The organism is Kordiimonas lipolytica, assembly GCF_001550065.1.
In genome coordinates, this window is sequence record NZ_LRUB01000036.1 from 147,375 (window position 1) to 173,413 (window position 26,039).

29 protein-coding genes are annotated in these 26,039 nt (G+C 56.3%); 12 read left to right on the forward strand and 17 right to left on the reverse strand.

The window, feature by feature from the left end:
• Positions 1-88 precede the first annotated feature (88 nt).
• From KORM41_RS20375 to KORM41_RS20385, 3 genes are all read right to left on the reverse strand, one after another.
• Positions 89-1,264, reverse strand: a complete 1,176-nt coding sequence (locus KORM41_RS20375) for a dipeptidase (RefSeq protein WP_082720106.1) — start codon at positions 1,262-1,264, stop codon at positions 89-91.
• A gap of 134 nt (positions 1,265-1,398) precedes the next feature.
• Positions 1,399-3,240: a ferrous iron transporter B gene (feoB, locus tag KORM41_RS20380; protein WP_068152933.1), complete on the reverse strand. Its 1,842-nt coding sequence runs from the start codon at positions 3,238-3,240 to the stop codon at positions 1,399-1,401.
• Positions 3,237-3,536, reverse strand: a complete 300-nt coding sequence (locus KORM41_RS20385) for a FeoA family protein (protein ID WP_197421332.1) — start codon at positions 3,534-3,536, stop codon at positions 3,237-3,239. Before KORM41_RS20385 ends, feoB begins: the two co-directional genes overlap by 4 nt.
• A 146-nt stretch (positions 3,537-3,682) precedes the next feature.
• Between KORM41_RS20385 and KORM41_RS20390 the strand changes: the two genes are divergently transcribed.
• A complete protein-coding gene (locus tag KORM41_RS20390; RefSeq protein ID WP_068152938.1) occupies positions 3,683-4,975 on the forward strand; it encodes an NAD(P)/FAD-dependent oxidoreductase in 1,293 nt (430 codons plus the stop codon).
• Between the two features lie 3 nt (positions 4,976-4,978).
• Here KORM41_RS20390 and KORM41_RS20395 read toward each other — a convergent pair whose 3' ends face one another.
• The 6 genes from KORM41_RS20395 to KORM41_RS20420 form a co-directional block, all read right to left on the reverse strand.
• Complete coding sequence (locus KORM41_RS20395) at positions 4,979-5,437, reverse strand: Dps family protein (RefSeq protein WP_068153488.1); 459 nt, start codon at positions 5,435-5,437, stop codon at positions 4,979-4,981.
• A gap of 92 nt (positions 5,438-5,529) precedes the next feature.
• Positions 5,530-6,189, reverse strand: coding sequence for an SdpI family protein (locus KORM41_RS20400; RefSeq protein ID WP_068152942.1), 660 nt, complete (start codon positions 6,187-6,189; stop codon positions 5,530-5,532).
• Positions 6,173-6,466: an autorepressor SdpR family transcription factor gene (locus KORM41_RS20405; RefSeq protein WP_068152945.1), complete on the reverse strand. Its 294-nt coding sequence runs from the start codon at positions 6,464-6,466 to the stop codon at positions 6,173-6,175. Before KORM41_RS20405 ends, KORM41_RS20400 begins: the two co-directional genes overlap by 17 nt.
• 72 nt (positions 6,467-6,538) lie before the next feature.
• Positions 6,539-7,390 (reverse strand): EamA family transporter, encoded by an 852-nt coding sequence (locus tag KORM41_RS20410; protein ID WP_068152948.1) that lies wholly within the window; start codon positions 7,388-7,390, stop codon positions 6,539-6,541.
• Positions 7,391-7,402: 12 nt separating this feature from the next.
• The gene (locus tag KORM41_RS20415; protein ID WP_068152950.1) at positions 7,403-8,605 is read right to left on the reverse strand and encodes a pyridoxal phosphate-dependent aminotransferase; all 1,203 of its coding nucleotides are present in this window, start codon (positions 8,603-8,605) and stop codon (positions 7,403-7,405) included.
• 347 nt (positions 8,606-8,952) lie between these two features.
• Positions 8,953-9,663, reverse strand: a complete 711-nt coding sequence (locus KORM41_RS20420; protein WP_082720128.1) for a TorF family putative porin — start codon at positions 9,661-9,663, stop codon at positions 8,953-8,955.
• A 258-nt stretch (positions 9,664-9,921) separates the two neighbouring features.
• On the opposite strand from KORM41_RS20420, the gene uvrB reads away from it, so the two are divergent.
• The 4 genes from uvrB (at position 9,922) to KORM41_RS20440 (ending at position 13,728) form a co-directional block, all read left to right on the forward strand.
• Positions 9,922-12,081 carry an excinuclease ABC subunit UvrB gene (gene uvrB, locus KORM41_RS20425; RefSeq protein ID WP_156432089.1) on the forward strand — a complete coding sequence of 720 codons (2,160 nt, stop codon included), beginning with the start codon at positions 9,922-9,924 and terminating at the stop codon, positions 12,079-12,081.
• 9 nt (positions 12,082-12,090) lie between these two features.
• Positions 12,091-12,966: a hypothetical protein gene (locus KORM41_RS20430; protein ID WP_068152956.1), complete on the forward strand. Its 876-nt coding sequence runs from the start codon at positions 12,091-12,093 to the stop codon at positions 12,964-12,966.
• Positions 12,967-12,970: 4 nt separating this feature from the next.
• Positions 12,971-13,333: an MmcQ/YjbR family DNA-binding protein gene (locus KORM41_RS20435; RefSeq protein ID WP_068152959.1), complete on the forward strand. Its 363-nt coding sequence runs from the start codon at positions 12,971-12,973 to the stop codon at positions 13,331-13,333.
• 80 nt (positions 13,334-13,413) lie between these two features.
• A complete protein-coding gene (locus KORM41_RS20440; RefSeq protein ID WP_068152962.1) occupies positions 13,414-13,728 on the forward strand; it encodes a cupin domain-containing protein in 315 nt (104 codons plus the stop codon).
• Here KORM41_RS20440 and KORM41_RS20445 read toward each other — a convergent pair.
• The 3 genes from KORM41_RS20445 to KORM41_RS20455 all read right to left on the reverse strand — a co-directional run bounded on the left by KORM41_RS20445 (position 13,725) and on the right by KORM41_RS20455 (position 15,615).
• On the reverse strand, positions 13,725-14,702 hold the full coding sequence (locus KORM41_RS20445; RefSeq protein ID WP_068152963.1) for a hypothetical protein: 978 nt from the start codon (positions 14,700-14,702) through the stop codon (positions 13,725-13,727). The two genes, KORM41_RS20440 and KORM41_RS20445, sit on opposite strands and share 4 nt — an antisense overlap.
• Positions 14,703-14,785: 83 nt before the next feature.
• Positions 14,786-15,280: a GNAT family N-acetyltransferase gene (locus KORM41_RS20450; RefSeq protein ID WP_068152967.1), complete on the reverse strand. Its 495-nt coding sequence runs from the start codon at positions 15,278-15,280 to the stop codon at positions 14,786-14,788.
• Between the two features lie 98 nt (positions 15,281-15,378).
• A complete protein-coding gene (locus KORM41_RS20455; RefSeq protein ID WP_068152969.1) occupies positions 15,379-15,615 on the reverse strand; it encodes a hypothetical protein in 237 nt (78 codons plus the stop codon).
• Positions 15,616-15,824: 209 nt separating this feature from the next.
• Between KORM41_RS20455 and KORM41_RS20460 the strand changes: the two genes are divergently transcribed.
• The 3 genes from KORM41_RS20460 to KORM41_RS20470 are packed head-to-tail and all read left to right on the forward strand — an operon-like array spanning position 15,825 to position 17,312.
• Positions 15,825-16,247, forward strand: a complete 423-nt coding sequence (locus KORM41_RS20460) for an MAPEG family protein (RefSeq protein ID WP_068152972.1) — start codon at positions 15,825-15,827, stop codon at positions 16,245-16,247.
• Complete coding sequence (locus KORM41_RS20465; RefSeq protein ID WP_068152974.1) at positions 16,247-16,789, forward strand: pyridoxamine 5'-phosphate oxidase family protein; 543 nt, start codon at positions 16,247-16,249, stop codon at positions 16,787-16,789. Before KORM41_RS20460 ends, KORM41_RS20465 begins: the two co-directional genes overlap by 1 nt.
• A 4-nt stretch (positions 16,790-16,793) precedes the next feature.
• Positions 16,794-17,312, forward strand: coding sequence for a hypothetical protein (locus KORM41_RS20470; protein WP_156432078.1), 519 nt, complete (start codon positions 16,794-16,796; stop codon positions 17,310-17,312).
• 58 nt (positions 17,313-17,370) lie between these two features.
• Here the strand turns inward: KORM41_RS20470 and KORM41_RS20475 are convergent, their stop codons facing one another.
• The 3 genes from KORM41_RS20475 to KORM41_RS20485 form a co-directional block, all read right to left on the reverse strand.
• Positions 17,371-18,729, reverse strand: a complete 1,359-nt coding sequence (locus KORM41_RS20475; RefSeq protein WP_068152978.1) for a glutamate--cysteine ligase — start codon at positions 18,727-18,729, stop codon at positions 17,371-17,373.
• Positions 18,730-18,918: 189 nt separating this feature from the next.
• A complete protein-coding gene (locus KORM41_RS20480; RefSeq protein WP_197421339.1) occupies positions 18,919-19,476 on the reverse strand; it encodes a cysteine dioxygenase in 558 nt (185 codons plus the stop codon).
• Positions 19,477-19,611: 135 nt separating this feature from the next.
• Entirely contained in the window at positions 19,612-20,355 is a 744-nt protein-coding gene (locus KORM41_RS20485) for a 16S rRNA (uracil(1498)-N(3))-methyltransferase (RefSeq protein WP_068153493.1), read from the reverse strand.
• 140 nt (positions 20,356-20,495) lie between these two features.
• Here KORM41_RS20485 and KORM41_RS20490 point away from each other — a divergent pair, with 140 nt between their 5' ends.
• Positions 20,496-21,014 (forward strand): hypothetical protein, encoded by a 519-nt coding sequence (locus KORM41_RS20490; RefSeq protein ID WP_082720108.1) that lies wholly within the window; start codon positions 20,496-20,498, stop codon positions 21,012-21,014.
• On the opposite strand, the gene KORM41_RS20495 is transcribed toward KORM41_RS20490, so the two are convergent.
• Positions 21,011-21,490, reverse strand: a complete 480-nt coding sequence (locus KORM41_RS20495; protein ID WP_068152984.1) for a GNAT family N-acetyltransferase — start codon at positions 21,488-21,490, stop codon at positions 21,011-21,013. The two genes, KORM41_RS20490 and KORM41_RS20495, sit on opposite strands and share 4 nt — an antisense overlap.
• Before the next feature lie 162 nt (positions 21,491-21,652).
• Here KORM41_RS20495 and KORM41_RS20500 point away from each other — a divergent pair, with 162 nt between their 5' ends.
• Positions 21,653-22,603: a hypothetical protein gene (locus tag KORM41_RS20500; RefSeq protein WP_068152987.1), complete on the forward strand. Its 951-nt coding sequence runs from the start codon at positions 21,653-21,655 to the stop codon at positions 22,601-22,603.
• Between the two features lie 88 nt (positions 22,604-22,691).
• Here KORM41_RS20500 and KORM41_RS20505 read toward each other — a convergent pair whose 3' ends face one another.
• Positions 22,692-24,359, reverse strand: coding sequence for an isovaleryl-CoA dehydrogenase (locus KORM41_RS20505; protein WP_068152991.1), 1,668 nt, complete (start codon positions 24,357-24,359; stop codon positions 22,692-22,694).
• 129 nt (positions 24,360-24,488) lie between these two features.
• On the opposite strand from KORM41_RS20505, the gene KORM41_RS20510 reads away from it, so the two are divergent.
• The gene (locus tag KORM41_RS20510; protein WP_156432080.1) at positions 24,489-25,199 is read left to right on the forward strand and encodes a hypothetical protein; all 711 of its coding nucleotides are present in this window, start codon (positions 24,489-24,491) and stop codon (positions 25,197-25,199) included.
• Positions 25,200-25,628: 429 nt separating this feature from the next.
• Entirely contained in the window at positions 25,629-26,024 is a 396-nt protein-coding gene (locus KORM41_RS21620) for a helix-turn-helix transcriptional regulator (protein WP_082720110.1), read from the forward strand.
• Positions 26,025-26,039: the final 15 nt, after the last annotated feature.

Here is a 26,039-nt window from a genome sequence, read left to right on the forward strand (position 1 = left end):
CGTCCAGTGTCAGATGTAACTAATGCCACAGGAAACGCACAAAAAAGCCGCCCAAAGTTGAGCGGCTTTCCTGTGATATGTCTTTGGTTTAGTTGGCAGCAGCGTAGGCTTCAACTTCCCGCCATACGCGCAGGATGTTGCCGCTCAGGATCTTCTTGATGTCAGCTTCCGAATAGCCGCGTTTCAGAAGGCCCTCAATCAGGTTCGGGTAACTTGCCACGTCCTTGAGGCCGGTTGGCAGGCTGTCTCCCACACCGTCATAGTCAGACCCGATGCCCACAGCGTCCACGCCGGCGATCCCGACTACATGGTCGATATGGTCGAGCACATCGTCAAGGCTTGCATATGGGTATGGGTTTTCTGACCGGTACTGTTCGGTGAATTGGTCCTTGAGGTCTGTCGAGTCTTCAAGCTCTTCGTCTGCCAGATACTCAAGATAGGCTTCGTCGCGACCAACATTATAGCCGTTGGCTTCTTCGGTCAGGAAGGCAGAGCCATAGTTGATCATGATCACGCCGCCCTTGTCGCCGAGCGCTTTGATCATTTCATCTGACATATTGCGCTCAAACCCTGGCGTGAAGTGGCGCGCAGAGCTGTGGCTGGCGATCGGAGGCACAGCGGCAATTTCCATCACGTCATAGAAGGCTTCATCGGAAACGTGGCTGACGTCCACCATGATACCCAGCTCGTTCATGCGCTTCACGGCCTCTTTGCCGAAATCGGAAAGGCCGTTCCACTTGCGCTCGGTGTCATAGGACGAATCTGAGATATGGTTGGCTTTCGAATGCGCGAGCGTCACATAGCGGATGCCGCGAGCATAGAAATAATCAAGGTTCGCGAGATCGCCAGAGATTGGCGAGCCGTTTTCCATGCCAAGCGGCAGGGCGATCACGCCGTCTTTCATGGCCTTTTCAACATCGGCAACCGTTCTGGCGATGCGGAATTTGGTAGGCGCGGTTGCCACCATGCGCTCGACAATGCCGATCATTTCTTCTGCGTGCTCTTTGGCGCGCGGTGTGCCGTCATAGCTTGCCGGCGTATAGATGGACATGAAAGGCACATTAAGGCCGCCCTTCACGGCGCGAGGATAGTCAAAATCGCCGCTCTGTGTGGCTTTCGAGACGTCTTCCCAGCCTGTGTCAAGGCGGTAAGGCACATCAATATGCGTATCGACGATCAGCGTTTCCTGCGCGATGCGGTTCGCGTCTGCGCTAAAATCTTTTTGGTTTTCTGCGCTTTCGGAACAGGCGGCAATGGCCAGCATGGATGCGGCTGCAAATAAGGCTCTCACGTGTTAGCTCCCCACTATTACGTCTTTTTGAAAATGACTTGCTAACGTGGCTACCTCAGATTCATGGCGACGGCAAGGCCGCCATGTGAAATTGATCAGATCAGGCGTCAGCCAATGAGCGCACTGGCCACCTGAAAGGTAATGAAGGACGCGATGTAAGCCAGGCCGAACAGGTAAGCCAGCATGAAAAGCGGCCATTTCCAGCCACCGGTTTCACGCCGGGCTACGGCAATGGTGGATACGCATTGCGGGGCGAAAATGAACCAGGCCAGGAAGGAAAAGGCGGTCGGCAGGCTCCAGTTCGCGGCGATGGCGGCACGGACACCGGCCTCTACCATTTCTTCGCTGCCGCCGATGGAATAGACGGTACCAAGTGCAGAGATCGCGACTTCGCGGGCGGCCATGCCGGGCACGAGTGCTGCCGAGATTTCCCAGTTGAAGCCGATGGGTGCAAAGATCACTTCAAGCCAGCCGCCGATAATGCCAACAAGGCTATAGGAAATGGGGGATGCAGCGCCTTCCGGTGCTGCCGGGAAGCTTGCCAGGAACCACAGGATGATCGTGACGCTGAGGATCATGGTACCCGCACGGCGCAGGAACAGGCGCGCGCGCTCATAAAGGCCGGTTAGCACATAAGGCAGCCGCGGGGTCTGATACTTCGGCAGTTCCAGCATGAAAGTGTGGGTCTTGCCTTTGGCGACCGTACGCTTCAATACTGCGGCAACAACCAGTGCTGCCACAATGCCTGCCAGATAGAGCGAGAACATGACCACGCCTTGCAGGCCAATCCAGTCACCGAACAGGGTCGTGTTCGGAATGACAGCCCCGATCAGGACGGTATAGACAGGAATGCGCGCAGAACAGGTCATCAATGGTGCGATCAGGATGGTGGTCAGCCTGTCTTTCGGGTCAGCGATCGTCCGCGCCGCCATGATGCCGGGGATCGCGCAGGCAAAGCTGGAAAGAAGCGGAATGAAGGCCCGGCCATTGAGGCCGACAGCCGCCATAAGCCGGTCCATCAGGAAAGCTGCCCGCGCCATATAGCCGGTGCTTTCAAGCACCAGGATGAAGGCAAACAGCACCAGGATTTGCGGCAGGAACACGATAACGGCCCCGACGCCTGCGAGAATGCCATCAGAAAGGAAACTCAAAAGCCAGCCTTCCGGCAACAGGTTGTGCACGCCCGCCTGAAGATAGGCGATGCCGTCCTCAATCCAGGTCATTGGCGCTTCGGCCCAGGAAAAGACCGCCTGGAACATCAGGAACAGGATAGCCAGAAGGATAAACGGCCCGGCAACAGGGTGCAGCAGCACGTTATCCAGAAGGCGCGTGGTCTTGTGGCCGATGCCTTCGCTAAGCGTCACGTCCTTGGCGATCTTGCGCGCGGCGCGCTGATAGTCGCGCACCGTGGAACCGAAATAAAGCGTGCTCAGCGTGCCCATCTGCAGGGCCTCAATGGCTTTGTCTTTAAGTTCTTCAAGCCCCTTCTTGCGCACAGCCACAGTTTCCACAACGGGAACACCAAGTTTGTGGGACAGGGCGCCCGCGTCGATGTTGATGCGTTCGCGCGCAGCCAAGTCTGTCATGTTCAAGGCAATGACCATGGGCACGCCAAGGGCGCGAAGCTCAATCACGAACCTGAGATGCTGGGCCAGGTTGGTGGCGTCCACCACGCACAGGATGGCATCCGGGCGCCTTTCGGCCTTGAACTTGCCCAGGAGCACGTCTGTGGTGACGGCTTCGTCCGGGCTTCGGGGTGTCATGGAATAAGTGCCAGGCAGGTCTACAAGCTCAATATGGTCATTACCCAGAAGGGGGCCTGTCCGCCGCTCAACGGTTGCGCCAGGATAGTTGGCAACCTTCTGCCTCAGTCCCGTAAGGGCATTGAAAAGGGCGGATTTACCACAGTTTGGGTTGCCGACAACTGCGACAAGCGATGGGGCACTCATACAAGCTGGACCTTGATAATATTGGCTTCACGGCGGCGCAGGGCAACGGTCATGCGGCCGATGCGGACGGCGATTGGATCACGCCCGAAAAGGCTTTGGTGCAGTACCTCAACCTCCAGGTCTTCCGCAAATCCCATCTCGCGCAGGCGGTCGGTCATATCGGGGCTGACATCAGGAATACCACTGGCATCAAAGGCAATTACATGCCCGAACATGCCGGGTTTCATGGTTCCAAGCGCCACGAGCGCTTTCTCTGCGCCGGTCGCTTCGCCATCTAGTTGCTGTTCCTGATTCATGGACCGCACGCACCTTGAAGACATTAAAATGAGAATGGTTCTTAATATTGGGTGGCTCTTAGCACGGAAGTCAAGAGTGAACAAGCATGAACGAAACTCTTGGGACTGGCAATTTGACGCAGTATGGTGGGCGAAAGGGAGAATTTATGCAGGCAGGCTATCCAACGAGCTGGTACGCGCACTCTGTGGGCGATCACGACGGCTATCCGGCGCTTTCAGGCAGCAAGCGCGCGGATGTATGTATCATCGGTGGCGGGTTCACCGGCCTCTCCGCCGCATGCACGCTCGTGGAGGCGGGCAAGAGCGTGATTCTGCTTGAGGCCCACCAGGTGGGCTGGGGCGCGTCCGGGCGCAACGGCGGACAGATGATCCGGGGCTTCGTTGGGCAGGAAAAGCTGGCGAAACGCTGGGGAGTTGAAGGCACCAAGGCGGTGGACGAGATGATGTGGGCAGGGCACGACCTGATCCGTCGCCGCATTGATGATTATAGTATCGCTTGCGATTTGACGCCCGGCTGGCTTGAGGTGGCGTCAACGCCCCGGCAGTTGGCAGCACTTTATCACCACTATAATGAGATGGAGACTAAATTCCCCGACCGCGGCTGGCATTTCATGGGCGTGGAAGAGCTGCGGGCCACCATGGGCGGCGACCATTTCCTGGGTGGGTTGTTGAGCCTGTCGGATGGGCACTTGCATCCACTGAAACTATGCCTTGGTTTGGCGCGTGGCGCCGCATCCAAAGGCGCGGAAATATACGAGCACAGCCCGGTCATAGGCATTGAACCTGGCGCCCAAGTGCGTGTCACTACTGCAGACGGCGACGTGGTGGCGGATCATCTATTGCTCGCGGCCAATGTGCACCACCAACTGCCGGTCAGGGAACTGACGGGCACATCAAGTGCGGCCGCCAGCTATATGATGGCCACCGAACCGCTTGATGCTGCACTACTTGCGGAGCTCAATCCCAAGGGCTATGCCATCTGCGACACCAAGAAGGTTTGTGATTATTTTCGTACGTCATCGGACGGGCGCGTACTGTTTGGCGGGCGGGTGAATTATTCGGGCCGCAAGCCAAAGTCGGTTCAGGCCAAGTTGTTGCCGCGCCTTCTTAAAATCTGGCCGCAGCTCGAAGGCGTGAAGATCACCCATGAATGGGGCGGTCGGTTGGGTGTGCCTTATGGGCAGGTGCCGCTGATCGGCCGTGTGGGCGACAACATTTGGTACGGCGCGGGCTATACGGGGCACGGCGTGAATATGGGCAACCTGGCGGGGGATATGTTGGGGCAGGCCATCGCGGGCTTGAATACCGCGCACTTTGACCTGTTCGCAAAAATGCCCAAGCGGCGGGTGCCGTTCGGGCATTTGTCCTGTGCGCGCTGGCTGGGCCAGCAGGCGGTCTCTCTCGCCGTATTTTACTACTGGCTGAAAGACAGGCTCTAGGCGTTAGCCCAACATGGCGCGGAGCATCCAGCCTGCTTTCTCATGCACTGTCAGGCGGTCGGTCAACTGGCCTGCAGTTACCTCGTCACCCATGTCTGCAGCTTCGCTGATCAGTGGGCGAATGCGGTTTGCTACTGTCTGGTTGGCGTCAACAAGGGCGCGCACCATGTCTTCGGCGCTGGCGTTTTCGTCACCTTCGCCAATGCTGCCCAGTTCCATGTAAGCGGACATGCGGCCTGGTGCTTTTTCGCCCAGTGTCCGGATGCGCTCGGCGATATCGTCAATCGCGGCAGCCAGTTCCAGATACTGTTCTTCGGTCAGCGTATGCACTGGCTGGAACAGGGGGCCGGTCACGTTCCAGTGGACGTTCTGTGTCAGCACATAAAGCTGCACCGTTTCAGCCAAAACAGGCTTCAGGGCTACGGCCATTTTCTGTTGGTCAGTCTGTGCAAAGCTAGTCATAAAATCCTCCGTTGCTTTGATGAGGCTTTTATAACAATGCTGCTTTAAGCAGTAAAATTGATTAAAACTGACGCTGTAATCGATTTTGCCGATCAATCATTCTTCCGCGCAGTTTCCTGCCGCCACAGTCGCCAACTATAGAAGATAATATATAAGGTTATCGGCAATATCACGCCTAGCACAAGCCCAACCAGATAGGGTGCTTCGATGAGGAAACTTCCCATGACGACCAACGCGCCTGCCAGGATAAACAGCTTGCCCCCAAGGCGGTGGGTTTTCTTCCACACAGTGTCGCTTGAAAGCGTCCAAGGCGTGCGAATGCCGATGAAGAAATTAGACTGTAGCTTGCCCATATAATTGCCGATGATGGCTAGCAGGATGCCGACAGCTGCAATGATGGTTTTCGGGCCCAAGGGTTCATAACCAAACGTCCCGGTTATAATGGCGGTCTGCGCAACGGCCAGCACACCCACTGTTCCAAAAACCACGGCATGTACCGCTTTTTGCGATTTGCCGATGTTTTCCTTTCGCGGCTCAAGAATAGGGAGGGCTGCGAAGATCAATAGCATCAAAAGTTGAAAGCCGGGTATCAGGAACAGGCCAAAAATGGGGCTGGCCCAATCGTCCACTTCGCCGTGCGCGTTCCAGTGAACGGGGATCAGCGCATCGGGCGCTACCATGAAAAACGCCACAATTCCGGAGGCTAGCGTTAAAGCAAACAAGGCCCATGCAAATCTAAACTTCGCCATCATTGTTCCTAGCTCCCTTTTCTTCTTTGCCGAAAATGCCAGCCATTAGCGCCAGCATGTCTTCAACCACACTTGTGTTCAGGCTGTATGTTATTGTTGTGCCATTGCGTTCCGCGGTTACCAGGTCCGCAGCCTTGAGTACGTTAAAGTGTCCGGAAAGCGTTGATTTCCCCACGTCTAACTGGTCCGAAATTTCACCCGCTGTCATGTCCCGGGCTTTCAGCATTGCCAAAATCTGTCTCCTGACGGGCGACGACAATGCATGAAATACATCTGCCATTTTTGGTTCCTATTTCAGTATTTCGCTAAATAACGAAATACTGATGAAAAGACGAAAAGTCAAGCGCTGGGGTCAATAAAACTTCAGAAGGATGGCACCGGCTGCGATCAGCGGCACCGCCAGAAGCCGGCGGCGGCTGACGGTTTCCTTCAACCAGAAGACGCCAATGGCAAGAGCAAAGAGAATGCTGGTTTCGCGGATGGCGGCAACTTCGCCCAGCGATCCGATGCTGTAAGCATAGAGTGCGATGCCATATCCGCTGTGCGCAATGCCAGCGGCCAGCATGCCTGGGCGCCAGACAGCCACAGCGTCCCTGAAGATTTTCGTGCCGCGCCTGTAGAGGCCGTAAGATATGAAAATCGGCGAAAAGCCGATGCCGGACCACAGGATATAAGTGAGTTCTGTGGGTGCGCGCCTGACGGCCAGGCCGTCAATCACTGTGTAGGCTGCTATCATGGCGCCGGTCAAAAGCGCGAACAGGATGCCGTTTTCCCGTGCGGAGCCGCCTGCTGCGCCCTTTGTGGAAGTGCTCAGGAAAATGCCAACAGCCAGAACCAGCACCGCCGCGACTTCCGCGAGCGACATTTCCCCGGTCAGGAAAAAATAGCTGAAGAGCGCCACAAGGGTGGGGCCCAGCCCACGCGCGATCGGGTAGATGAAGGTTAGTGCCCCCATCTCCAGCGCTTTGGTGAGCGCGAGTTGGTAGACAAAGTGGATGGCAAAGGATGCCGCGAGCCATGGCCACAGGTCAGCAGGCGGGAAAGGTGCAAGCCAAAGGAAGGGCAGGTACAGAATGCCCCCGAAGCCCGAGAGGCACATCATGGCGGCGAACTTATCGTCCGTGCGCTTCAGGATCGCGTTCCAAACCGCATGCATGCATGCCGAAACAAGGATCAGAATGGTGGCCAGCGTATTGTCGGGCACAGGAGCGCCTGTTTACTTTAGCTTGCTGCAGGCGTCCTGGATACGGCTGCAGGCCTCAATTAGGGCTTCGTTTGATGTGGCGTAAGACACACGGAAATGCGGGCTGAGGCCGAAGGCTGCGCCGTGCACTGCCGCGATGCCGTAGTCTTCCAGAATATAGGTGACGAAGTCTTCGTCTGTTTCCAAAAGCTTGCCGGACGGTGTGGTCTTGCCCATGCATCCCGCCACACTTGGATAAACATAAAAAGCGCCTTCGGGCGTTGGGCAGCTGATGCCGTCTGCCGCGTTCAGCATCTTGACCACAAGATCACGCCGCTCCTGGAACTTGGCAGCGCGGATCGGCAGCAGGCTTTGGTCGCCCGTTAGCGCCGCTACTGTCGCCGCCTGGCTGATCGAGCAGGGGTTCGAGGTGCTTTGGCTCTGGACCTTGGCCATGGCCTTGATCAGCGCCGGATCCCCACCCGCAAAGCCGATGCGCCAGCCGGTCATGGCATAGGCCTTGGCAACGCCGTTCATGGTTAGCGTGCGGTGGGCAATGGTCGGTACAGCCTGCGCGATGGTCCTGAAGGCGAAGTCGTCATAGATGATATGCTCATAGATGTCGTCCGCGAATACCCAGACATGCTCGTGCCGGTCCAGAACGCCGCCCAGCGCCCTGAGTTCAGCTTCCGTATAGGCCGCGCCCGACGGGTTCGATGGCGAGTTGAAGATCAGCCATTTGGTCTTTGGCGTGATCGCGGCCTCCAGCATCTCCGGCGTCATTTTGAAATTGGTGTCGATTGATGCGTGCACGAACACAGGTGTGCCGCCCGCCAGTTGCACGATATCGGGGTAGCTGACCCAGTAGGGTGTCGGGATCACCACCTCGTCGCCCGGGTTCAGGGTCGCCATCATGGCGTTATAGACCGTATGCTTGCCGCCTGCGTTCACTGTGATCTGGTCGGGGGTGAAATGCAGGTCATTCTCGCGCCGGAATTTCTCGATCACCGCGGCCTTGCATTCAGGTGTGCCGTCCACGGCGGTATATTTGGTCTGGCCTTCCCAGATGGCCTTGATCGCCGCTTCCTTGATATGATCCGGCGTGTCGAAATCCGGCTCGCCCGCGCCAAGGCCAATCACATCCCTGCCTGCGGCCTTCAGTTCGCGCGCTTTTGTGGATACGGCAATGGTGGGGGATGGGTTGATGCGGGAAAGTGTGTCGGACAAAAAGGCCATGGGTTTTCTCTGTTTAGCTGGTGCCTGATAGCAGCCGGAAAGGTTCCCGAATACCTTAGGTTGAAGCCACTGTACCCGCAACGGTTTGTTGCTGATCAGGCGACAGGTTGCCAGCTTTAGAGAATGGGGAGGAAGGCGGATGGCGCGCCGGCGTCTGGCAATTTCATGGCCGGGGCTGACGCGCCATCGTCCTCAGAGAAGGCAAGCCATAGCGACATGGTCTGGCCCATTTGACCCGGACAAGGACTTGGGAGAGAGGGAAGGGTCCGGGTCGAAGGTGGAAGACGGCCGGGTGGTTTGGTAGGGCCCAGCCGCCCTCCGAGGGACAAGGTAAGATCCTTGTTTCCTTAGAAGCTTGCGCTCAGCATGGCGACAACGCCTGCGCTGCCGATGCCGGATACGTTGGTGTCAACGTATGAAACAGACAGTGAATACTGTTCGAAGGCATAGGATACACCCAGGTTCCAGTCCCACTTATCATTGCCGAAGGCGCCGTCTTCATAGGCTACGTGGCCGGCAAGCGAGAATGGCGTTTCACCCAGCGGCATGCTGCCATCAAGATAAAGGTAGATGTTGTCTGTGCCGCCAACATTGTCCTGGTCCCAGACATAGGCTGCGCCCGCCGTCCAGCTGACTGTTTCCTGAATGGTGCCGCCGATGGAGCCGTAAAGCTCTACATAGTATGTGTCGCTGGAACCTGGGTAAGTATAGGCAAGGACACCAATGTCGGTGGAAAGGTCACCAATTTGCGATGCGTAACCGGCGTAGATGTCGAGCTCAAGCTCAGACCCGGCATAGCTTTCGATCGAGCTGCCCCAGGTGCCAACGTAGAAGCCGCTTTCGTGGCTTACGTCAAAGCCGCCCTGAAACGCCATGTCCTTGTCGGAAAGCGACAGGCCGCGGAAGCGGTAGTCGGTTACGAGCGCGGCGTTTGCGGAAAGCGAAAAGGCTGATGCGCTATCCTGTGCGGAAGCTGCAGGGGCCATGGCCGCGCCTGCAAGCAGTGAGGCTCCAAGAAGAAGGGCTTTTTTGGAAGGCTTTAAAGTTTTGGTGGGCATGGTTTCCTCCATAAAAAAATCTGTGTTTTGTTCCTATCCACCCCCCTAAACAGCAAAGCCTGTGCCAAATTGAAATAATCTTATAAAACCGCCGGAATCTGGGATATTTTCTGTTTCATTTGCAATCGAATGCTTTGCATAATGATTAAAATATACTCAATGGTTAAAAATTAGACATTCGGTCGTCACGAAATTGTGCAGCTGCGGGCTTGAAAACAAACCGTGAACAAGGCAGTCTGCCTGGACCTGAGTCTTTTGATGCGGAGCCCATGCATGATTCCTGACGGCGCCAATGTGCCTTTCGTTCCCCACCGGCCCGACCGCCCGGAGAAATCCGAGGCAGGGATCGCGTTTGAACTGGTGAGCGAATTCACGCCTTCCGGCGACCAGCCGACGGCCATCAAGGAATTGGTGGCGGGTATTGGTGACAAGGAGCGTGACCAGGTGCTTCTGGGGGTGACTGGCTCGGGCAAGACATACACCATGGCCAAAATCATTGAGGAAACGCAGCGTCCGGCGCTGATCCTTGCGCCCAACAAGACGCTGGCGGCCCAGCTGTATGGCGAGTTCAAGAGCTTCTTCCCCAATAACGCAGTGGAATATTTCGTTTCCTACTATGATTATTATCAGCCGGAAGCTTACGTTCCGCGCACCGACACGTTCGTCGAGAAGGAAGCCACCATTAACGAGCAGATCGACCGCATGCGCCATTCGGCCACGCGGGCGATCCTGGAGCGCGACGATGTGATCATCGTGGCCTCGGTCAGCTGCATCTACGGCATCGGCAGCGTGGAGACATACACAGCCATGACTTTCGCGCTGAAGGCTGGCACGGAAGTGGACCAGCGGGAGCTGCTGCGCCGCCTGGTGGCCATGCAGTACACGCGGAACGACACTGCCTTTCAGCGCGGCACCTTCCGCGTGCGCGGCGACGTGATCGATATTTTCCCCAGCCACTATGAAGACCGGGCCTGGCGCCTGATGATGTTCGGTGACGAGATTGAGGAGATCGTGGAGTTCGACCCACTGACGGGCGAGAAAGTCCGCGCGCTCGATATGGTCAAGATATACGCCAACAGCCACTATGTGACGCCGCGCCCGACGCTGGACCAGGCGATCAAGCACATCAAGGCGGAGCTGACGGAAAGGCTGAAGTGGTATGAAGACCGGGGCCGGATTCTGGAAAGCCAGCGGCTGGAGCAGCGAACGCGCTTCGACCTTGAGATGATGGAGGCCACGGGCGCCTGCGCGGGCATTGAAAACTACAGCCGGTACCTGACGGGCCGCCGTCCAGGTGATCCGCCACCGACCCTGTTTGAATATATCCCCGAAAACGCGCTTCTGTTCGTGGACGAAAGTCACGTGAGCGTCAGCCAGATTGGCGGCATGAGCCGGGGCGACGCCAAGCGCAAGGCCACGCTGGCGGATTATGGCTTCCGCCTGCCTTCCTGCATGGACAACCGCCCGCTGAAGTTCGAGGAATGGGACGCCATGCGCCCGCAGACGGTTTATGTGTCCGCAACGCCAGGCGACTGGGAGATGGAGCGCACGGGCGGCGTGTTCACCGAACAGGTCATTCGCCCCACGGGCCTCATTGACCCCGAAATCGACATCCGCCCGGTGGAAACGCAAGTTGACGATCTGATGCATGAGGCCCGCAGGCAGGCCGAAAAGGGCATGCGCGTGCTGGTGACCACGCTCACGAAGCGCATGGCCGAGGACCTGACGGAATATCTGCACGAGAACGGCGTGAAGGTACGCTACATGCACTCGGACATCGACACATTGGAGCGGATTGAGATTATCCGCGACCTCCGGCTTGGGGCATTTGACGTGCTGGTGGGCATTAACCTGCTGCGTGAGGGGCTAGATATCCCGGAATGTGGGCTGGTGGCCATCCTGGACGCGGACAAGGAAGGTTTCCTGCGGTCTGAGCGGTCCTTGGTGCAGACCATCGGGCGGGCGGCCCGGAACGTGGAAGGCCGCGTGATCCTGTATGCTGACAAGATTACCCGGTCGATGAAGGCCGCGATTGATGAGACCGACCGCCGTCGCGCCAAACAGCTGGCCTATAACGAGGCGCACGGCATCACGCCGCAGACAGTGAAGAAAAACATCGGCGACCTGATGGCGGATGTTTCAGCCGGTGATTATGTCACCGTGGATATCGGCGACGATGCTGGCCATCTGGTGGGCTCCAACCTTAAGAAGCATCTGGAGGACCTCACGGCGAAGATGCGCACAGCGGCCGAAAACCTGGAGTTTGAGGAGGCCGCCAGGTTGCGCGATGAAATTCGCAAGCTGGAGGCGGGCGAGCTCGGGATATCCGATCCGCGCGTCAAGCCCAAGGGCCGCGCCACTGGTGGCCGCCCCGGCACCCGCACCAAGAAGGCCAAAAGCCACAAGAAGATATATTAGGGGGCGATCATGTATTTGAGGGTAGGTGACCTCCAAGACGTGTTGCTTGAAATGGAGTTGGGGGACTCCGATTTTCAATTTGCTTGCGGCTTGAAGCGTTCGGATTACCCAAGGCATCTTTATGCTTACTTAAAGGCCGTTCCGTACTTCATAGATTGTTTGGGGTTCGTTTGCTATGAGCACCACCTATGGGGGCAGGTATATACTGAAGTGAAAAAGGAACCTATCCCGCCTAATATAGCTGCGGGCCTTAGTGTTCGTGCCAACATTGCAACAGATCTAACAGCTGCCGCGGAATTGGTGGCAATGGGTTTCGATGTGCAGGCTCGAAACTTGATTAGAGCCGCTCGAGAGAAGACAGATGTCGCATGGGCGGTTGCAGCGTTTCCTAAATTTGCAGCTGAATTTGTGAATTGTGATTCCGTTGAAGAATCAAAGGAACTGTATTTTCTTCGGATGGCAAAAGGAAAGTTGAGGAAGTTAGCAGTTCTGGCATTCAATGAATTGACGGGATCGGATGACAATCTTTTGGAACAATATTGGAATGATTTCCGAAAAGACACAGATGACATTTTATCTATCGCTGAACATCCAAACCATACGGTAGGGGTAATCTCGCTTTACCCAAATTTGGGACGGTCTAAAAGTTATGGAATTGGATTGCGTGGACAACCATCTACTATCTCAATTGCTACACTAAACATGATTGTGACGATTGTCTGGGAGCTAGGGCGGATCACATCCGTGTTGCAGCCGATTAGAAAAGAATTGAAGATCAGCAAAGTCTTGGATGACAAATCTATGAGAGCTTTTGGCCCAGAGTATGTCAAGCTTCTGCGCTTTGTTGATCGGAGTTTCTCACTTTTAAATGAGAAAAACGGGTGATTGAATGAACCGCGATGAATTCGACGCTTACTGCAAGTCTCTAACAGCCACCTCAAGCGTGGTGCAGTGGGGCAACTCAAGTGTCTGGAAGGTGGGCGGGAAAATCTTCGCCATCTGCTCGCATTGGGGCCCGGTGGACCGTGATTGCATCAGCTTCAAATGCGCTGACCACAGCTATCAGGTGCTGTGCGAATTGCCGGGCGTGGTGCCGGCGCCCTATCTGGCGCGCGCCAAATGGGTGCAGGTGCAAACGGACGAGACGCTCAGTGACGATGATGTAAAATCCTATATCGCTGACGCCCACGCCATCATCGCCGCCAAGCTGACCAAAAAGCAGCAACGGGACCTCGGCCTATCGACCGCCTGATTGGCAGGTTTGGTAAACAAACTGGCAGGCATGCCTGCCGCCGGGGTGATATAGTCGCCGTAAAGTATGGAGGCGACAGCATGACATTTATCAAAGCAAAAGATTTCACTGCCGACCGCGCCTGGGGTGCCATGGATGTGGCAACTGTGGAGGGCGCAAGTGTACGCCTGCACTGGACCGACCAGCCTTACAAGTGGCATGTCAATGAAGGCGAAGAGGTCTTCGTGGTGCTGGACGGCGTGGTGGATATGCACACCAAAGACGCTGCAGGCGAGGTGACGGTCACCCGGATGGAGGTGGGCGAAATCTATCACGCGGGCGTGGGCGACGCCCACGTTGCGCACCCCTTGGGCGAGGCGCGCATTCTGGTGGTTGAAAAGCCAGACAGTGTCTAGGGGGTGGTGCTTGTCGTGGCTTCGGCGAGCGTTTCTTTAAGCGCCATGATGCGCGGGTTTGCCCAGCCTTTCATATGGGCAAGACGCTGATCAGCTTCCGACAGGCGCATAAGGTACCCCAGCAGATAATCATAGGACACGGCAATGGTGAAGGGGTAAGCCCCGCGCGAGGGCGAACTCACTTCAACACGGAGTGCCGTGCCAGCCTTCACGGCGGCTGTGATGTCTTCAAATGCCAGTTGGATGATATATTCCTCAAAAAAGGAAGCATAATAGGGCGAATTATTGCTGTATCGATCAACCGGGGTGAGCCTGCGGCCCGCACCATTGCGGAGCGCTGCCCAGCGGTAATTTTTCCACCATCCGTTCCGATTTGCCATAGCTTCGGCGGTCATGCCTTTTTCGTACAGCATGTCCTGGTCTACAACGTCAGAGAAACTAACGGTCATATAAATCTGCGGGCTCAGGCCACCTGTAAGGGGGTTGAAGTAGGTGCGGATGAAATAGCCCACATGGCCGCCATTGCTGCTGAGTGCGAAAATCGCTTCCGATGTGCTGATTTTTGCGTCGGCGCCGCGAATGCGCAGGTTGCTGTAGCCCGGGTCGCGGTAGATGCCGGAATTTTTATAAACGGTTTCAATGAGGGCCAGCTGTTTTGTCGCTGCCTTGCGGGCTTTCCTGAGCCGCTTGGCCTCAGCCTTCGCACGCTTTTTCTCGGCCTTGATACGGGCCTTTTCGGCCTTTCTCTCAGCCTTTAAGCGCCTTTTCTCAGCCTTGATGCGAGCCTTTTCTGCCTTTTTCTTGGCCTTAAGCACCTTCTTCAGGTGTTTTCTTTCATCGCGGCTGAGTGTTTTTGTATCGACAGCCTTCAGTTCTGCGACTGTCATGTCTTCATAAGATTTTGAGGGCGCGTCCGCCAGCGCCGAGCCCGACAAAAGGCTAAAGACAAGTATGAGTACAAGCAGTTGTTTCATGGTCATCCCCCATCCTGGATTTGGGAGATGATAACAGGAACAAAACAAGAACACAAGGAAATTGCATCTCTGCAATTTTTGATTTAGTCAATGCCATTGATGCTGCTGCGGCGCTCAAGCTGCATATTGTCTTTCCACACACCATGCAGCTGGCCGATACGTTCCCGTACGCCGAAAACACGGAATCCGCAGGCTTCGTGGATCGCTCTTGAGGCTTCATTTTCAGGGAAAATGCCAGCCTGCAATGTCCAAAAGCCCAGTTCTTCGGAACGTGTGATCAACGCATTCAGCAACAATTTTCCCACGCCTTTGCCCCGCGCGTCTTCTCCCACATAAACGCTGACCTCCGCGACGCCACCATAGACGCAGCGGTCGGATACCGGCCACATGACGGCCCAGCCCAGAACATGGTCGTCTTCGGTGGCAACCAGCGTGCTGTTTTTGATGCTTTTGCCTTCAAAATCGGCCTGCGCCTTCGGCTTGGTCTCGAAGGTGGCGAGACCTGTCTTGATGCCTTCGCGGTAGATGCGGTCCACATCGGGCCAGTCAGTGGGGCTATAGTCGCGGGTTGTGATCATCCTCGGGCGCTCCTTGCAGCTGAAAACCTACAGCTGAAATTGTTCCTTGGGCAAGTCGCAACTTGCCATAAATCGATGATCTGGCCTCATGAATGAAGTCAGGGTGCGCGGCTGTCCGTTCGCTGCAGGGCGCGGCGGATGAAGCCCGGAAGGCGTGGTGTGATAAGGCGGATCTTGCTGTTGGCGACCGGATAGCGCCCGCGCGTGCGCCTGATCCAGCGGCGCATGCCAGGGTGGAAGGCGGCCAATGAGAAGCCAAGAGCAATCAGCACAATGCCAGTGGGAAGCGGCAAGGGCAGAGTCAGGAAACCGAGCACCAGCAGGATAATAGCCAAGGGTAATGCTACCCACTTGAGCAGACGTAGTCTGATGCGCGCTTTGTTTCTTTCAGATGAATTCATTATTGGCACCGGCCCTATACACAGATTGGCACTGTTCATGCCGATGAATTATCTCATATTTATGACCACGGGCCGCGGCGTGGTATTTTTCCGCAAATTGTGGCCTATTGGATGCAGACCAACAAAGATCGAGGGAGAGAATTATGGACAATGCACTTTTGGGGCCTGTGCTTGCGCAGGTGGCGCTTACATTCGTGGCTTGGCTTATCCTGTATTGGCGGCGTCTGCCTGCCATGGCGGCAGCGAAGCCAACCAAGGAACAGATGCAGGACAAGGCGAATTTGGCAAAACTGCCGCCGAAGGCCCGTTATGCTGCGGAAAACTACAATCACCTGTTTGAAATGCCGGTGCTTTTTTATGTGCTGTGCCTAGGCGCGATGATCACCGGTCTTGGCGATGGGCTGACGGCGAAACTGGCTTGGGCTTATGTGGCTCTGCGCCTTGTTCACACCCTCATTCATTCCAGTTACAACAATGTGATGCACCGTTTCACGGCTTTCACGCTTAGCGGCCTTGTGCTTCTTGTCATGTTCGGTCAGATTGCGCTCAAATACTGGAGCATCTGATGGCGGACTTTTTCGATCATATCACTGACAAGCACAAAGCGTTTGTGGAGGCACAGCCGATGTTTTTCACGGCGTCGGCCTGCGCTGAGGGGCGGATCAACCTGAGCCCCAAGGGCATGGATTGTTTTCGTGTGCTCTCGCCAAAGCTTTGTGGCTATCTGGATATGACCGGAAGCGGCAATGAGACAGCCGCCCACATCAAAAACGATGGCCGCATTACGCTGATGTTTAACAGCTTCACGCGTAATGCGCTCATCTACCGCATATACGGCCGGGGCAGGGTGGTAAGGCCGCACCATGACGGGTTCGGCGCCCTGAAGGCAAACTTCCCAGACCAGCCTGGCGCCCGCCAGATCATTCTGGTGGATGTGGAAAGCACACAGACAAGCTGTGGCTATGCCGTGCCTGAAATGGAGCTGGTGGCCGAACGTCAGACTTTGGTTAAATCCGCTGAAAGAAAGGGCGAAGACGGTATCCGCGCCTATCAGCAAGAGAAAAATCTGGTGTCGATCGACGGGTTCGACACCGGGTTGAATGATTGATGCCATGACGCAGGTATTTGAGGACCATAACCGTTTGATCCCGGTCCGGACCGGGCTGTCGGCGTCTGATGCCCAGCTTTTGAAGTCGGTGCTGAATGCCAACGGCGTTGACGTGTTTCTCACCAACGAGAATATGAGCGCGATGAATATCGGCCTGCGCACGGACGTGATGGTGCGGGCAATCGACAAGGTGCGGGTGGACGCTGTCCTCAACAAAGTGGCCACCATGCCGCGTTGCCAGCTGCCGACGCGGATGGATGAAGACGGCGAGGAACTCGCCTGTCGTCACTGCGGTTCGGAGCGGGTGCACCCCTTTGAAGGCGCGGTGCCCACCATCATCCCGGGGATCAAGCTGAAGGCCAGCAGGGGTGAGCGCTGGTATCACTGCCTGCAGTGCGACAGCTATTTCAAGAACAGCTTGTCGCGTACTGCCAGCTTCCCGCTCGCCCTGATGTGGGGCGGGGTGCTGGCCGGAATTACTCTCTTGATCATCTGGCTGATCGAATTCCTGCGCTGGCTTTAAGGCCCAAGAGATTCTCTGCAGTTACCATGGTGCGCAAGCGCTTACCGCAAGCCTTGTATCAATAGCTTAGCTGGTCAAACAGCGGCTCAACACCGCCCCAGGTGCCATGGTATTTGTGCAGGATCTGGTCAGCTGGGGTCATGCCGGTCTCGACACTTTCCCACAGTGAGTTCAGGAAACCCTGTTCGGTATCGCCGCTGGAGGACAGGCGGGCCCGGTTTTTGAGCCCCAGATCAGCGATCTTGAGAACCTCTTCGCCCAAATCGCGGAAGCAGCCGCCTTTGGGATCTTGGGCTTCAAGGCCGCGACGCGGCACATCGGCGCGCATTTTGGCGACATCTTCGGCGCTCCAGCGCTTGATCAGATCATGCGCGGCGGCTTGTGCCTCAGTGTCATACAGAAGGCCAACCCACAGTGCGGGCAGGGCGCACAGGCGGTTCCAGGGGCCACCGTCTGCCCCGCGCATTTCAAGGAATGTCTTTAGGCGCACTTCCGGGAAAAGCGTGGTCATATGGTCTTCCCAGTCGGTCATGGTTGGCAGCTCGCCGGGGAGGGCAGGCAGTTCGCCTTTCATGAAGTCCCGGAAGCTTTGGCCTGAGGCGTCAATATATTTGCCGCCGCGGCGCACGAAATACATCGGCACGTCCAGAACATGATCGACCCAGCGCTCGAACCCCATGCCGTCTTCGAACACGAATGGCAAGGTGCCGCAGCGGTCCGGGTCTGTGTCGGTCCAGATGTGGCTGCGATAGCTTTTGAAGCCGTTTGGCTTGCCTTCGGTGAGGGGCGAGTTGGCGAACAGCGCGGTCGCCAGCGGCTGCAGCGCGAGGCTGATGCGGAATTTTTCCACCATGTCGGCCTCATCGGCGAAATCCAGATTCACCTGTACGGTGCAGGTGCGCAGCATCATGTCCAGACCCAGGTTACCCTTCTTGGGCATATAGGCGCGCATGATGTCATAGCGCGCCTTCGGCATGATCGGCACTTCTTCGCGCTTGAGGGTTGGGTGGAAGCCAAGGCCCAGGAAGCCGATGTTCAGCCGTTCGCCAATTTCGCGGGTACAGCGCAGGTGGCTGGATGTTTCGTCGCAGGTCTGGTGGATATTTTCAAGCGGTGCGCCGGACAGCTCAAACTGCCCGCCGGGCTCCAGTGTCACGGATGCGCCGTTCTTTTTCGCGGCAATCAGTTTGCCGCCTTCTTCCACAGCTTCCCAGCCGTTGTCGACGAACGCCTGCAAAACATCCTTGATGCCGGGGCGACCGTTTTCGCCTTCCCAAGCAAGGGGGGCTTTAGTGTCGCGATGAAAAACGAATTTCTCGTGTTCGGACCCGATGCGCCAGTTCGACCTGTCAGGCTTCGAGCCCTGTTCCAGGTATGACACAAGCTGTGCTTTGGACTCGATGATGGCGCTTGACATAAAAGGGGTGTTCCTCGACCGAACTTTTGTACTTAGAAAAAGTAGGGCCTAGATAAGCAGCAATCAAGAAAAGTAAACCCCGGTCACGCGTTAGTTACAGATTTGGCGGGCTGGGATCGCTGACCGGTTGGTCGAAAAAGTCAGGGAATGACAGGCTTTTCACCGATGAATGCGTTCAAGTGAAAAAATCTAATTCCTGTGAGCAGATGGGCCATATGGTACATTGATGGCGCACGGATTGTCCGACAGGTCCATGCCGTAAACATGGATGGTTGTTGTCACCTTGTCGGTTGGGTTAAACAGGCGGTGAATACCTTCAGGGTTTGGATTAACCGTTGCGATGGCACCCTTGCCGGCGGTGATTTTCCCTGTCGACCGCACGCCGTTCTCGCCCTTGTCGCACTGCGCGTAAGTCTCACACCCGATTTCGCCGGATACCACGCCTACACAGCCCCAAGCGTTGTGACCATGAACAGGGGTTTCTGCGCCAGGATGCCACTCCACCTGCAGTACCGAAAAAAAGCCGGACGGATGGGAATAGAGGACCTTGCGGCGGTAGCCGCGGGCATTTACCGGGGTGTCTGAAAAGTCGTCCAGCTTGATGTGTGGCAGCACGCGTTCCATCAGGCGGGTAATTTCATCTTTATGGCAGTTAGCTGCGGCGCAGGTGACAGCCGTGCAGGCTTCCTTGACCAGGCTGGCAATGTCAACCGGTGACTGAAGGGATGGAATTCCATCTTTTGGCATTGTTATAACCTCTGTAACCTGCATGGCGCTGTTGATGAGGTACAATATACCAATATATTGTCAGAAATTGTTTGCTATTTTCTGATTTGTTATGGGGTGCTGTGAAAAATTTTTCTTCCACCACGTGATTTTGGGTCACCAATCACCTAGAGCAGATTGCCACAGGCTGATAGCTGACATAGCCGCTGTGTCGGCGCGCAATACGCGCGGACCCAGGGCAACCACTACCGTGTTGGGGTGTGCGCGAATGAGCGCCCGCTCGTGGTCGTCAAACCCGCCTTCGGGCCCAATCAGAATGCCCCAGGGTGCCGGGTCTGATTTATCATGGGCTGCCTGAAGCGCCACATGGGCGGGCGTACCGGAAAGGTCTTCGTCGCAGAACATGATCTTGCGGTCCATCGGCCAGTCGGCGATCAGTTTGTCGAGCTTGATGGGTTCGCCCACCGTGGGCACATTCAGCCTTTCACACTGTTCGGCCGCCTCAACGGCATTGGCGTGTAACCGGTCTGTTTTCACCCGGTCAACAATGGTGCGCCGCGTCAGCATGGGGATCATATGGCTTACACCCAGTTCGGTGGCCTTTTGCGCCATGAAGTCCAACCGGGCTTTTTTGATGGGGGCGAAGGCAAGCCATAGGTCCGGCTCCTTGCGCTGGTCCTTGAGCTTGGCGCCCAGGCTGAGCGTCACGGCCTTTTTCTGGACGCTCGCGATTTCAGACGCCCATTCACCGTCGCTGCCATTGAACAGAGCTACCGCGTCACCAACCCGTGCCCGCATCACATTCGCCAGATAGTGGGATTGGTCAGGCCCCAGCGTCAGCATGCCGTCGCCCGGGAGGGCGGCTTCCACATACAGGCGGTGCTGGATTTTCTTGCTCATGGGCGGATATCCCGGCGTTGTTGATGGCTTCCTGTTGGTGATGCCTTGATGCGCGCCTCGCCGCAAGGAAATTTTCTTGCCGCCCATCTGCGCGGGCCTATTTCACGTAGAAAGGGGAATACAAAGGAAGGGGAAGCATCATGATCAGGAAACTGGGCGCATACGCGCTTGCAGGCCTTATGGCAACCACAGCGGCATGGGCCGAACAGGTTGATATCACGAGCGACAGCTTCAAATGCCTGAACGACATGCAGAAGGTACGGCACTTTTTTGTCGATAACCTTTTGGGGGACCTTGAAGCCACGCTTGAAGTGGCCAACAGCAAAAAAGGTGGTGTTTACCCACCCGGCTCAGTCGTGCAATTGGTACCAACAGAAGTGATGGTCAAGCGCGAGAAGGGCTGGAGCCCACGCACCAAAGACTGGGAGTTTTTCGAGCTGGACGTGTCGGCCGACGGCAGCCTGATCAAAGTGCGCGGCACGGATCAGGCCGTGAATAAATTTGGTGGCAATTGCCTGGAATGCCATGAACGTGCGCGCCCGCAGTGGGACATGATCTGTGAACAGGGACATGGTTGCCTGCCGATCCCGATCACCAGGAAGCAGATCGCCCAGATACAGGCGGCAGACCCACGCTGTACGCCTGCCGAAGGGGATTAAGCCAGCTGCTTGACCATATAGCGCACCAGCTTGCCGCTCTTGAGCACGCCGGTGCCTACTTCCGAGAAGCCCATGCGGGCATGGAACGCGTCTGAGCCCGGGTTGGGCGGGTCGATATTAACCTCGCAGGTCACACAGGGTTTGCCCAAAGCCCGCGCTTTGGCGAACAGGTCGTTATATAGGGCGCGGGCAAGGCCCTGGCCGCGAGCGCTTTCTGCGGTGATCACCCGGTCAATATAGGCAAAGCTTTGGTACCTATCGCGGAACCAAAGGAAATTGGGGCTTTTGTAGTCTGCCGTTTCGTCAAAGGCGATCAGAAAGGCCTGTGCAGGTGCAACGCCGCACGCGTAAAAGGCGCCAGCAACCATGGCCTGATACTCTGCAGGCTCAAGGTGCGAGGTTTCGCGCACATGGGCTTCGTTCAGCGCCAGTATGTCCTGTTCCTTCAGCCTGCTAAGGGGTTGAATATCAACCATAAAAACTCCTTTGATCACGTATGCAGAATAGCGCAGATATGAACTTTGGTGCCACCATTAATTCAAATTTTATGCGTTCAGTGACAGCGTATGCGGGTTGTCGTACACTCTGGCCGAGCAATGAGGCTCCCAAAAGGGGAGCGGCAATTGGTTGGAAGAACCATGATACAGAATGTAGCGGGCGCATATGCGCAACAGCCGCGGTTTGCGGCATCAAATGGACAGGACGCAGATCGTGACGCGCTCCGCTTTAATGGGGCGCGCGAGCGAGGCTTTGCCTTTGGCAGGCGCAAGCACGACCATGTTGTCGATGAAATCAAAAAGCAGACAGAGACCACAGCAGCCGTGACCTATGGTCCGGGCGCTGGTGGTGCAGGCGTGCTGACCGCGTCCAATGGCGATGATGTTGCGAGCACGACTGCCCCAGTCCTGTCAGCCACAGAGGCAGCCACGACAGCAACAACAGGGGCAGACACCAACGCTGTGGCGGTCACGAAGGATGGCAGCTTCAATATCAATGTCACCATTACAGGCGAAGGCGGTACCGGCGGCAAGGGCGTGATCCATTTCGAGGAAGGCGGCAGCTATGCCTTCAGCCTTTCGGATCATCCTGGCGCCAAATATCGTCTGGTGGGCCTTGACGGCGGGAACGGATCATCGAACCCGAACAATATCAAGGGCACGATTTTCCTGAACGGTGCAGAAATCAAGCTGGGTGACCTGAAAGACAAGGTCAGTGAATTCCTGAGGAAGCGTGACGAGATCGCGGCCAAGCCGGATGAGGTTCCCGGGAAACAGAAGAAGCGCGCAGGCGATATCACGCTGGATGACCTGAAGGCCTTTAATCTTTTGCCCACGCCTGATGTGGGCGTATTGAACATCCATGACGACCGGTTCGACAAATCGAAATTTACGGACAAACAGGTGCTTAGCCTAAAGGTTGCTGCGAAGCTTGCGACCAACGAGCCCCTTAACCCGATCCCCGAGGATGAGGAAAAGGAAAGGGGCCAGGGACTTAAGCTCGGGCACGCTAAGGATGGCCACGCCTCCTACGGGCGCGGGTTGAAACTTGGGCACCAGAAGGATCTCGGCATCCTCGCCTTTTACGCCTGAAGTGCGGTGTCATTCGCCGACTTGATCGGCGAATCCATTAAATCAGTGGACTCGCCGGTCGAGCCGGCGAGTGACGATTTTTCCACCCCTAAAAGGCCACCACTGCATCAATGACTGCGCGGGCGTCCACGCCTTTGGGCAGGCTGCCGTAGGCGCCATGCCGGCCAAACGGGTCAAGTCGGGTGCCGATATAGGCGTCCGCCACATTTTCAGGCGCTCGTTCCATCAGGAGCTTCGCGGCGGCAAGCGTGGCCAATCTTTCTGTCAGCCAGCGCCCAAGCGCTTCATTCAGGCCGCCCGCGATATTGTCCGTGAGCTCCGCCAGCGCGTCGTCATAATGGCTTGAGCGGCCTTTGACTTCGCTCAGCCATCCAATAACCGCTTCAAGGCTTTCGCGTTCGCGGCTTGCCACGCGCAAGAGGTCCAGGCACATGACGGAGCCGGAACCCTCCCAGATGCTGTTGACTGGAAGTTCACGGTAGATGCGGGCCAGAACGCCGTCTTCCACATAGCCGTTGCCGCCCAGGCATTCCATGGCCTCGTACCCCAGTGTGGGGCCGCGCTTGGTGACCCAATATTTGGTCACCGGCGTCATCAGGCGGGCGTAGGCAGTGTTCATGGGGTCATCCATGCGTTCATAGGCGCCCGCAAGGCGAATGCTCAGGTGTGTGGCAGCGGCCACCTCCAGGCTCATGTCCGCCAGAAGCGCTGTCATCATCGGTTGGTCGATCAGCTTCTTTTGGAACACAGTGCGGTACTGCGCATGGTGCACTGCGCGCGAAAGCGCCTGCCGCATCAGTCCCGCTGACCCCAGCGCGCAATCCAGCCGCGTATAGTTGGCCATGGTCATGATGTTGGCGATGCCGCGGCCTTCATCGCCGATCAGCATGCCTTCGGCGCCAACAAATTCCACTTCACTTGAGGCGTTCGATTTATTGCCCAGCTTGTTCTTCAGCCGCTGGAAGCGAAGCCCGTTGATGGTGCCGTCGCCCGTGAATCGCGGCACGAAGAAAACGGATAGCGCATTCCCGGTTTGCGCCAATACCAGGAAGGCGTCGCACATGGGGGCGGACATGAACCATTTATGCCCGGTGATGCGGTAAAGCTGGCCCGGCCCGCCTGCGTCGATTGGCTCCGCGACTGTGGTGTTGGCGCGCACGTCCGTGCCGCCCTGTTTTTCGGTCATGCCCATGCCAATGGTGATGCCGGATTTATCGGCAATCGGGCGGAAAGTGGGGTCATAAGTGTGGGACAAGAGCTTCGGCAACAGCGCCCGGAACAGATCCGGCTGGTTCTGAAGCGCTGGGATTGCCGCGTGGGTCATGGTGATAGGGCAGATGTGCCCGGCCTCAACCTGGCTCATCATATAATGCTTGGCCGCGCGGGCCGCGCCCACGCCAAGGCCCTTTTCGCGCCCGTCTGTGGCCAGCCCGTCAAACGCGCCGCAGTGGATGCCCGCGCGCTTCGAAAGGTCCATGAAATGATGGTAGGCGGGGTGAAACTCAACCGTGTCCTGACGGTGCCCTTGCGTGTCGAACGTGTTCAGTTCTGGCAGGCGGGTGTTGGCCAAGTGCGCCTGATGGAAGGCCTCGGCCGTCCCCAGCTGTGCGCCGAAAGCGGAAAGCGATGCACCTGCCCAGCCTGCGTCCTCCGCCGCGAGCGCAGCCTTTAAGGGCGCATCCGTTTCATAGAGGTTCACATGGTCATACACCGGCGGCTGGTTGAACACCTCGTGCGTGTCGAACTGATTTTCCATCACATATCCCCCTTCACAAATACCCTACACCCAATTTAGGGCAGAGGGGAGGGATGGGAAGGGTGGATTTTGATAGTAAAGTTATCTACCAATGGTTTTGTGCTCTATGCGGTTATGAAAGGGGTGTTCATGCAATCGATCGAAGATTTTGTCGGCCTTCCAGACGATCCAGAAGAAGCTTTTCTTATTTACTGCGAAGAACAGCGTAGAATTTCTGAAGAAGAAAGGGGGAGGAGAAGCGATTGGGGGCCAGAACGATCATTGATAGATGCTGTTTGGGTTTTTCAGCAAGTTTATGACGTACAATTTGTCCGCCTAGATGGTGATTCAGACTCAATAGGGACAGCGGCGATAGGCGTAACATACGAACGATTAATCCGTGAACTGGATCGAACGACATTAAAATTTAAGCTGGAAAGAGCGCGACGCATCAAAGTAGGAGCTGAGAATATCTTGCTGTTAGATGAGGCGTCTAGAGCAAAAATTCGAAGTTTGGTCGATGCCATCAAGGGCAGTCTGAATGACCTGGATATTTCTCCGGAAAAAAGAGATGCAATGTTTGGCAAACTAAACGCTTTTGTTGCGGAGTTGGACCGCAGCCTGACCAGAACAGAAGCGTTTAATAACTTTGTTGTAGATCTGTTTAGGGCAGTTGGAAATGCGTCAAAAGAAATCGAACCAATTTGGGAGAGAATCGACCGTGTTTTAGATTGGCTAGACAAAGCAAAGAAATGGAGTGATAGCTTGCCGCCATGGAATGACCGCCAGCAAATAGAGCCCCCCAAAAAGGCACTGCCTAAGCCTCAAGATAAAGATGGGGATGAAGAGGTCCCGTTCTGATTTGAATTGGTATGAGAATATTTCTGCCCAGAGACATATGACCCTGTTTAATATTTTCTACTAATTGTAAAAAATAATTGACATATGCGCCGCACGCCCCTATCTGATGACGTAAATAATATTTTACATAAAGAAAAGGAAACCAGACATGGGTTTTTATGAAAAAAGCACGGCGGCGATGCTTGGGGGCACGGTCCTCGTTTACGGTTGGTATTTCAATCAGATGCTGGCCATCGCCGAAACTGCGCCAGTGGAAGAAGGCGCGGTGGCCATTGCATCCATCGCACCGGTTCTGGCGATCACCATTGCCGCGCTTGTGGCGATTGCCATCATTGCGCATATCGTGATCGCCATTGTGGATGTCACGCGGCATGGCGACGTGGAAGACACTGAAGACGAGCGCGACAAGTTGGTGGACCTGAAGGCCGAATATCGCGGCAGCTTCGTGCTGAGCGTAGGCGCGCTTGGCGTGCTTGTGATGATGCTGACAGGCTTCAGCATGTTCTGGACGGCCAACGCGCTGCTGGGCGCGATGGTGCTATCAAGCATCGTGAAGGGTGTGTTCCAGCTTTATTATTATCGCCGCGGGGTGTGACGATGGCGAAGAAAACCCGCATCACCAACGATATCCGCACGCTTCGCTTCATGGCGGATGAGATGACGCAGGCAGAGCTGGCCCGCCGCATCGGTGTCACGCGCCAGACAGTGATCGCGATTGAGCAGGGGCGCTATTCCCCTTCGCTCGAAGCCGCGTTCCAGATCGCCCATGTGTTCGGCGTGCCGCTGGAAAAGGTGTTCCAGTATCCAGGGCCGGATGATGGCTAGGGTGGTAGCTGAACG

Bases quoted from the DNA above. Each gene is read 5' to 3' on its own strand.
- KORM41_RS20470 (WP_156432078.1), top strand. From the start codon at position 16,794: ATGACGCAGGTATTTGAGGACCATAACCGTTTGATCCCGGTCCGGACC.
- KORM41_RS20445 (WP_068152963.1), bottom strand. From the start codon at position 14,702: ATGAAACAACTGCTTGTACTCATACTTGTCTTTAGCCTTTTGTCGGGC.
- KORM41_RS20510 (WP_156432080.1), top strand. From the start codon at position 24,489: ATGCAATCGATCGAAGATTTTGTCGGCCTTCCAGACGATCCAGAAGAA.
- KORM41_RS20465 (WP_068152974.1), top strand. From the start codon at position 16,247: ATGGCGGACTTTTTCGATCATATCACTGACAAGCACAAAGCGTTTGTG.
- KORM41_RS20475 (WP_068152978.1), bottom strand. From the start codon at position 18,729: ATGTCAAGCGCCATCATCGAGTCCAAAGCACAGCTTGTGTCATACCTG.
- KORM41_RS20505 (WP_068152991.1), bottom strand. From the start codon at position 24,359: ATGGAAAATCAGTTCGACACGCACGAGGTGTTCAACCAGCCGCCGGTG.
- KORM41_RS20495 (WP_068152984.1), bottom strand. From the start codon at position 21,490: ATGGTTGATATTCAACCCCTTAGCAGGCTGAAGGAACAGGACATACTG.
- uvrB (WP_156432089.1), top strand. From the start codon at position 9,922: ATGCGGAGCCCATGCATGATTCCTGACGGCGCCAATGTGCCTTTCGTT.
- KORM41_RS20415 (WP_068152950.1), bottom strand. From the start codon at position 8,605: ATGGCCTTTTTGTCCGACACACTTTCCCGCATCAACCCATCCCCCACC.
- KORM41_RS20390 (WP_068152938.1), top strand. From the start codon at position 3,683: ATGCAGGCAGGCTATCCAACGAGCTGGTACGCGCACTCTGTGGGCGAT.
- KORM41_RS20485 (WP_068153493.1), bottom strand. From the start codon at position 20,355: ATGAGCAAGAAAATCCAGCACCGCCTGTATGTGGAAGCCGCCCTCCCG.
- KORM41_RS20450 (WP_068152967.1), bottom strand. From the start codon at position 15,280: ATGATCACAACCCGCGACTATAGCCCCACTGACTGGCCCGATGTGGAC.
- KORM41_RS20435 (WP_068152959.1), top strand. From the start codon at position 12,971: ATGAACCGCGATGAATTCGACGCTTACTGCAAGTCTCTAACAGCCACC.
- KORM41_RS20395 (WP_068153488.1), bottom strand. From the start codon at position 5,437: ATGACTAGCTTTGCACAGACTGACCAACAGAAAATGGCCGTAGCCCTG.
- KORM41_RS20430 (WP_068152956.1), top strand. From the start codon at position 12,091: ATGTATTTGAGGGTAGGTGACCTCCAAGACGTGTTGCTTGAAATGGAG.
- feoB (WP_068152933.1), bottom strand. From the start codon at position 3,240: ATGAGTGCCCCATCGCTTGTCGCAGTTGTCGGCAACCCAAACTGTGGT.
- KORM41_RS20490 (WP_082720108.1), top strand. From the start codon at position 20,496: ATGATCAGGAAACTGGGCGCATACGCGCTTGCAGGCCTTATGGCAACC.
- KORM41_RS20385 (WP_197421332.1), bottom strand. From the start codon at position 3,536: ATGAATCAGGAACAGCAACTAGATGGCGAAGCGACCGGCGCAGAGAAA.
- KORM41_RS20440 (WP_068152962.1), top strand. From the start codon at position 13,414: ATGACATTTATCAAAGCAAAAGATTTCACTGCCGACCGCGCCTGGGGT.
- KORM41_RS20480 (WP_197421339.1), bottom strand. From the start codon at position 19,476: ATGCCAAAAGATGGAATTCCATCCCTTCAGTCACCGGTTGACATTGCC.
- KORM41_RS20400 (WP_068152942.1), bottom strand. From the start codon at position 6,189: ATGATGGCGAAGTTTAGATTTGCATGGGCCTTGTTTGCTTTAACGCTA.
- KORM41_RS20405 (WP_068152945.1), bottom strand. From the start codon at position 6,466: ATGGCAGATGTATTTCATGCATTGTCGTCGCCCGTCAGGAGACAGATT.
- KORM41_RS20420 (WP_082720128.1), bottom strand. From the start codon at position 9,663: ATGCCCACCAAAACTTTAAAGCCTTCCAAAAAAGCCCTTCTTCTTGGA.
- KORM41_RS20375 (WP_082720106.1), bottom strand. From the start codon at position 1,264: ATGCTGGCCATTGCCGCCTGTTCCGAAAGCGCAGAAAACCAAAAAGAT.
- KORM41_RS20500 (WP_068152987.1), top strand. From the start codon at position 21,653: ATGATACAGAATGTAGCGGGCGCATATGCGCAACAGCCGCGGTTTGCG.
- KORM41_RS20460 (WP_068152972.1), top strand. From the start codon at position 15,825: ATGGACAATGCACTTTTGGGGCCTGTGCTTGCGCAGGTGGCGCTTACA.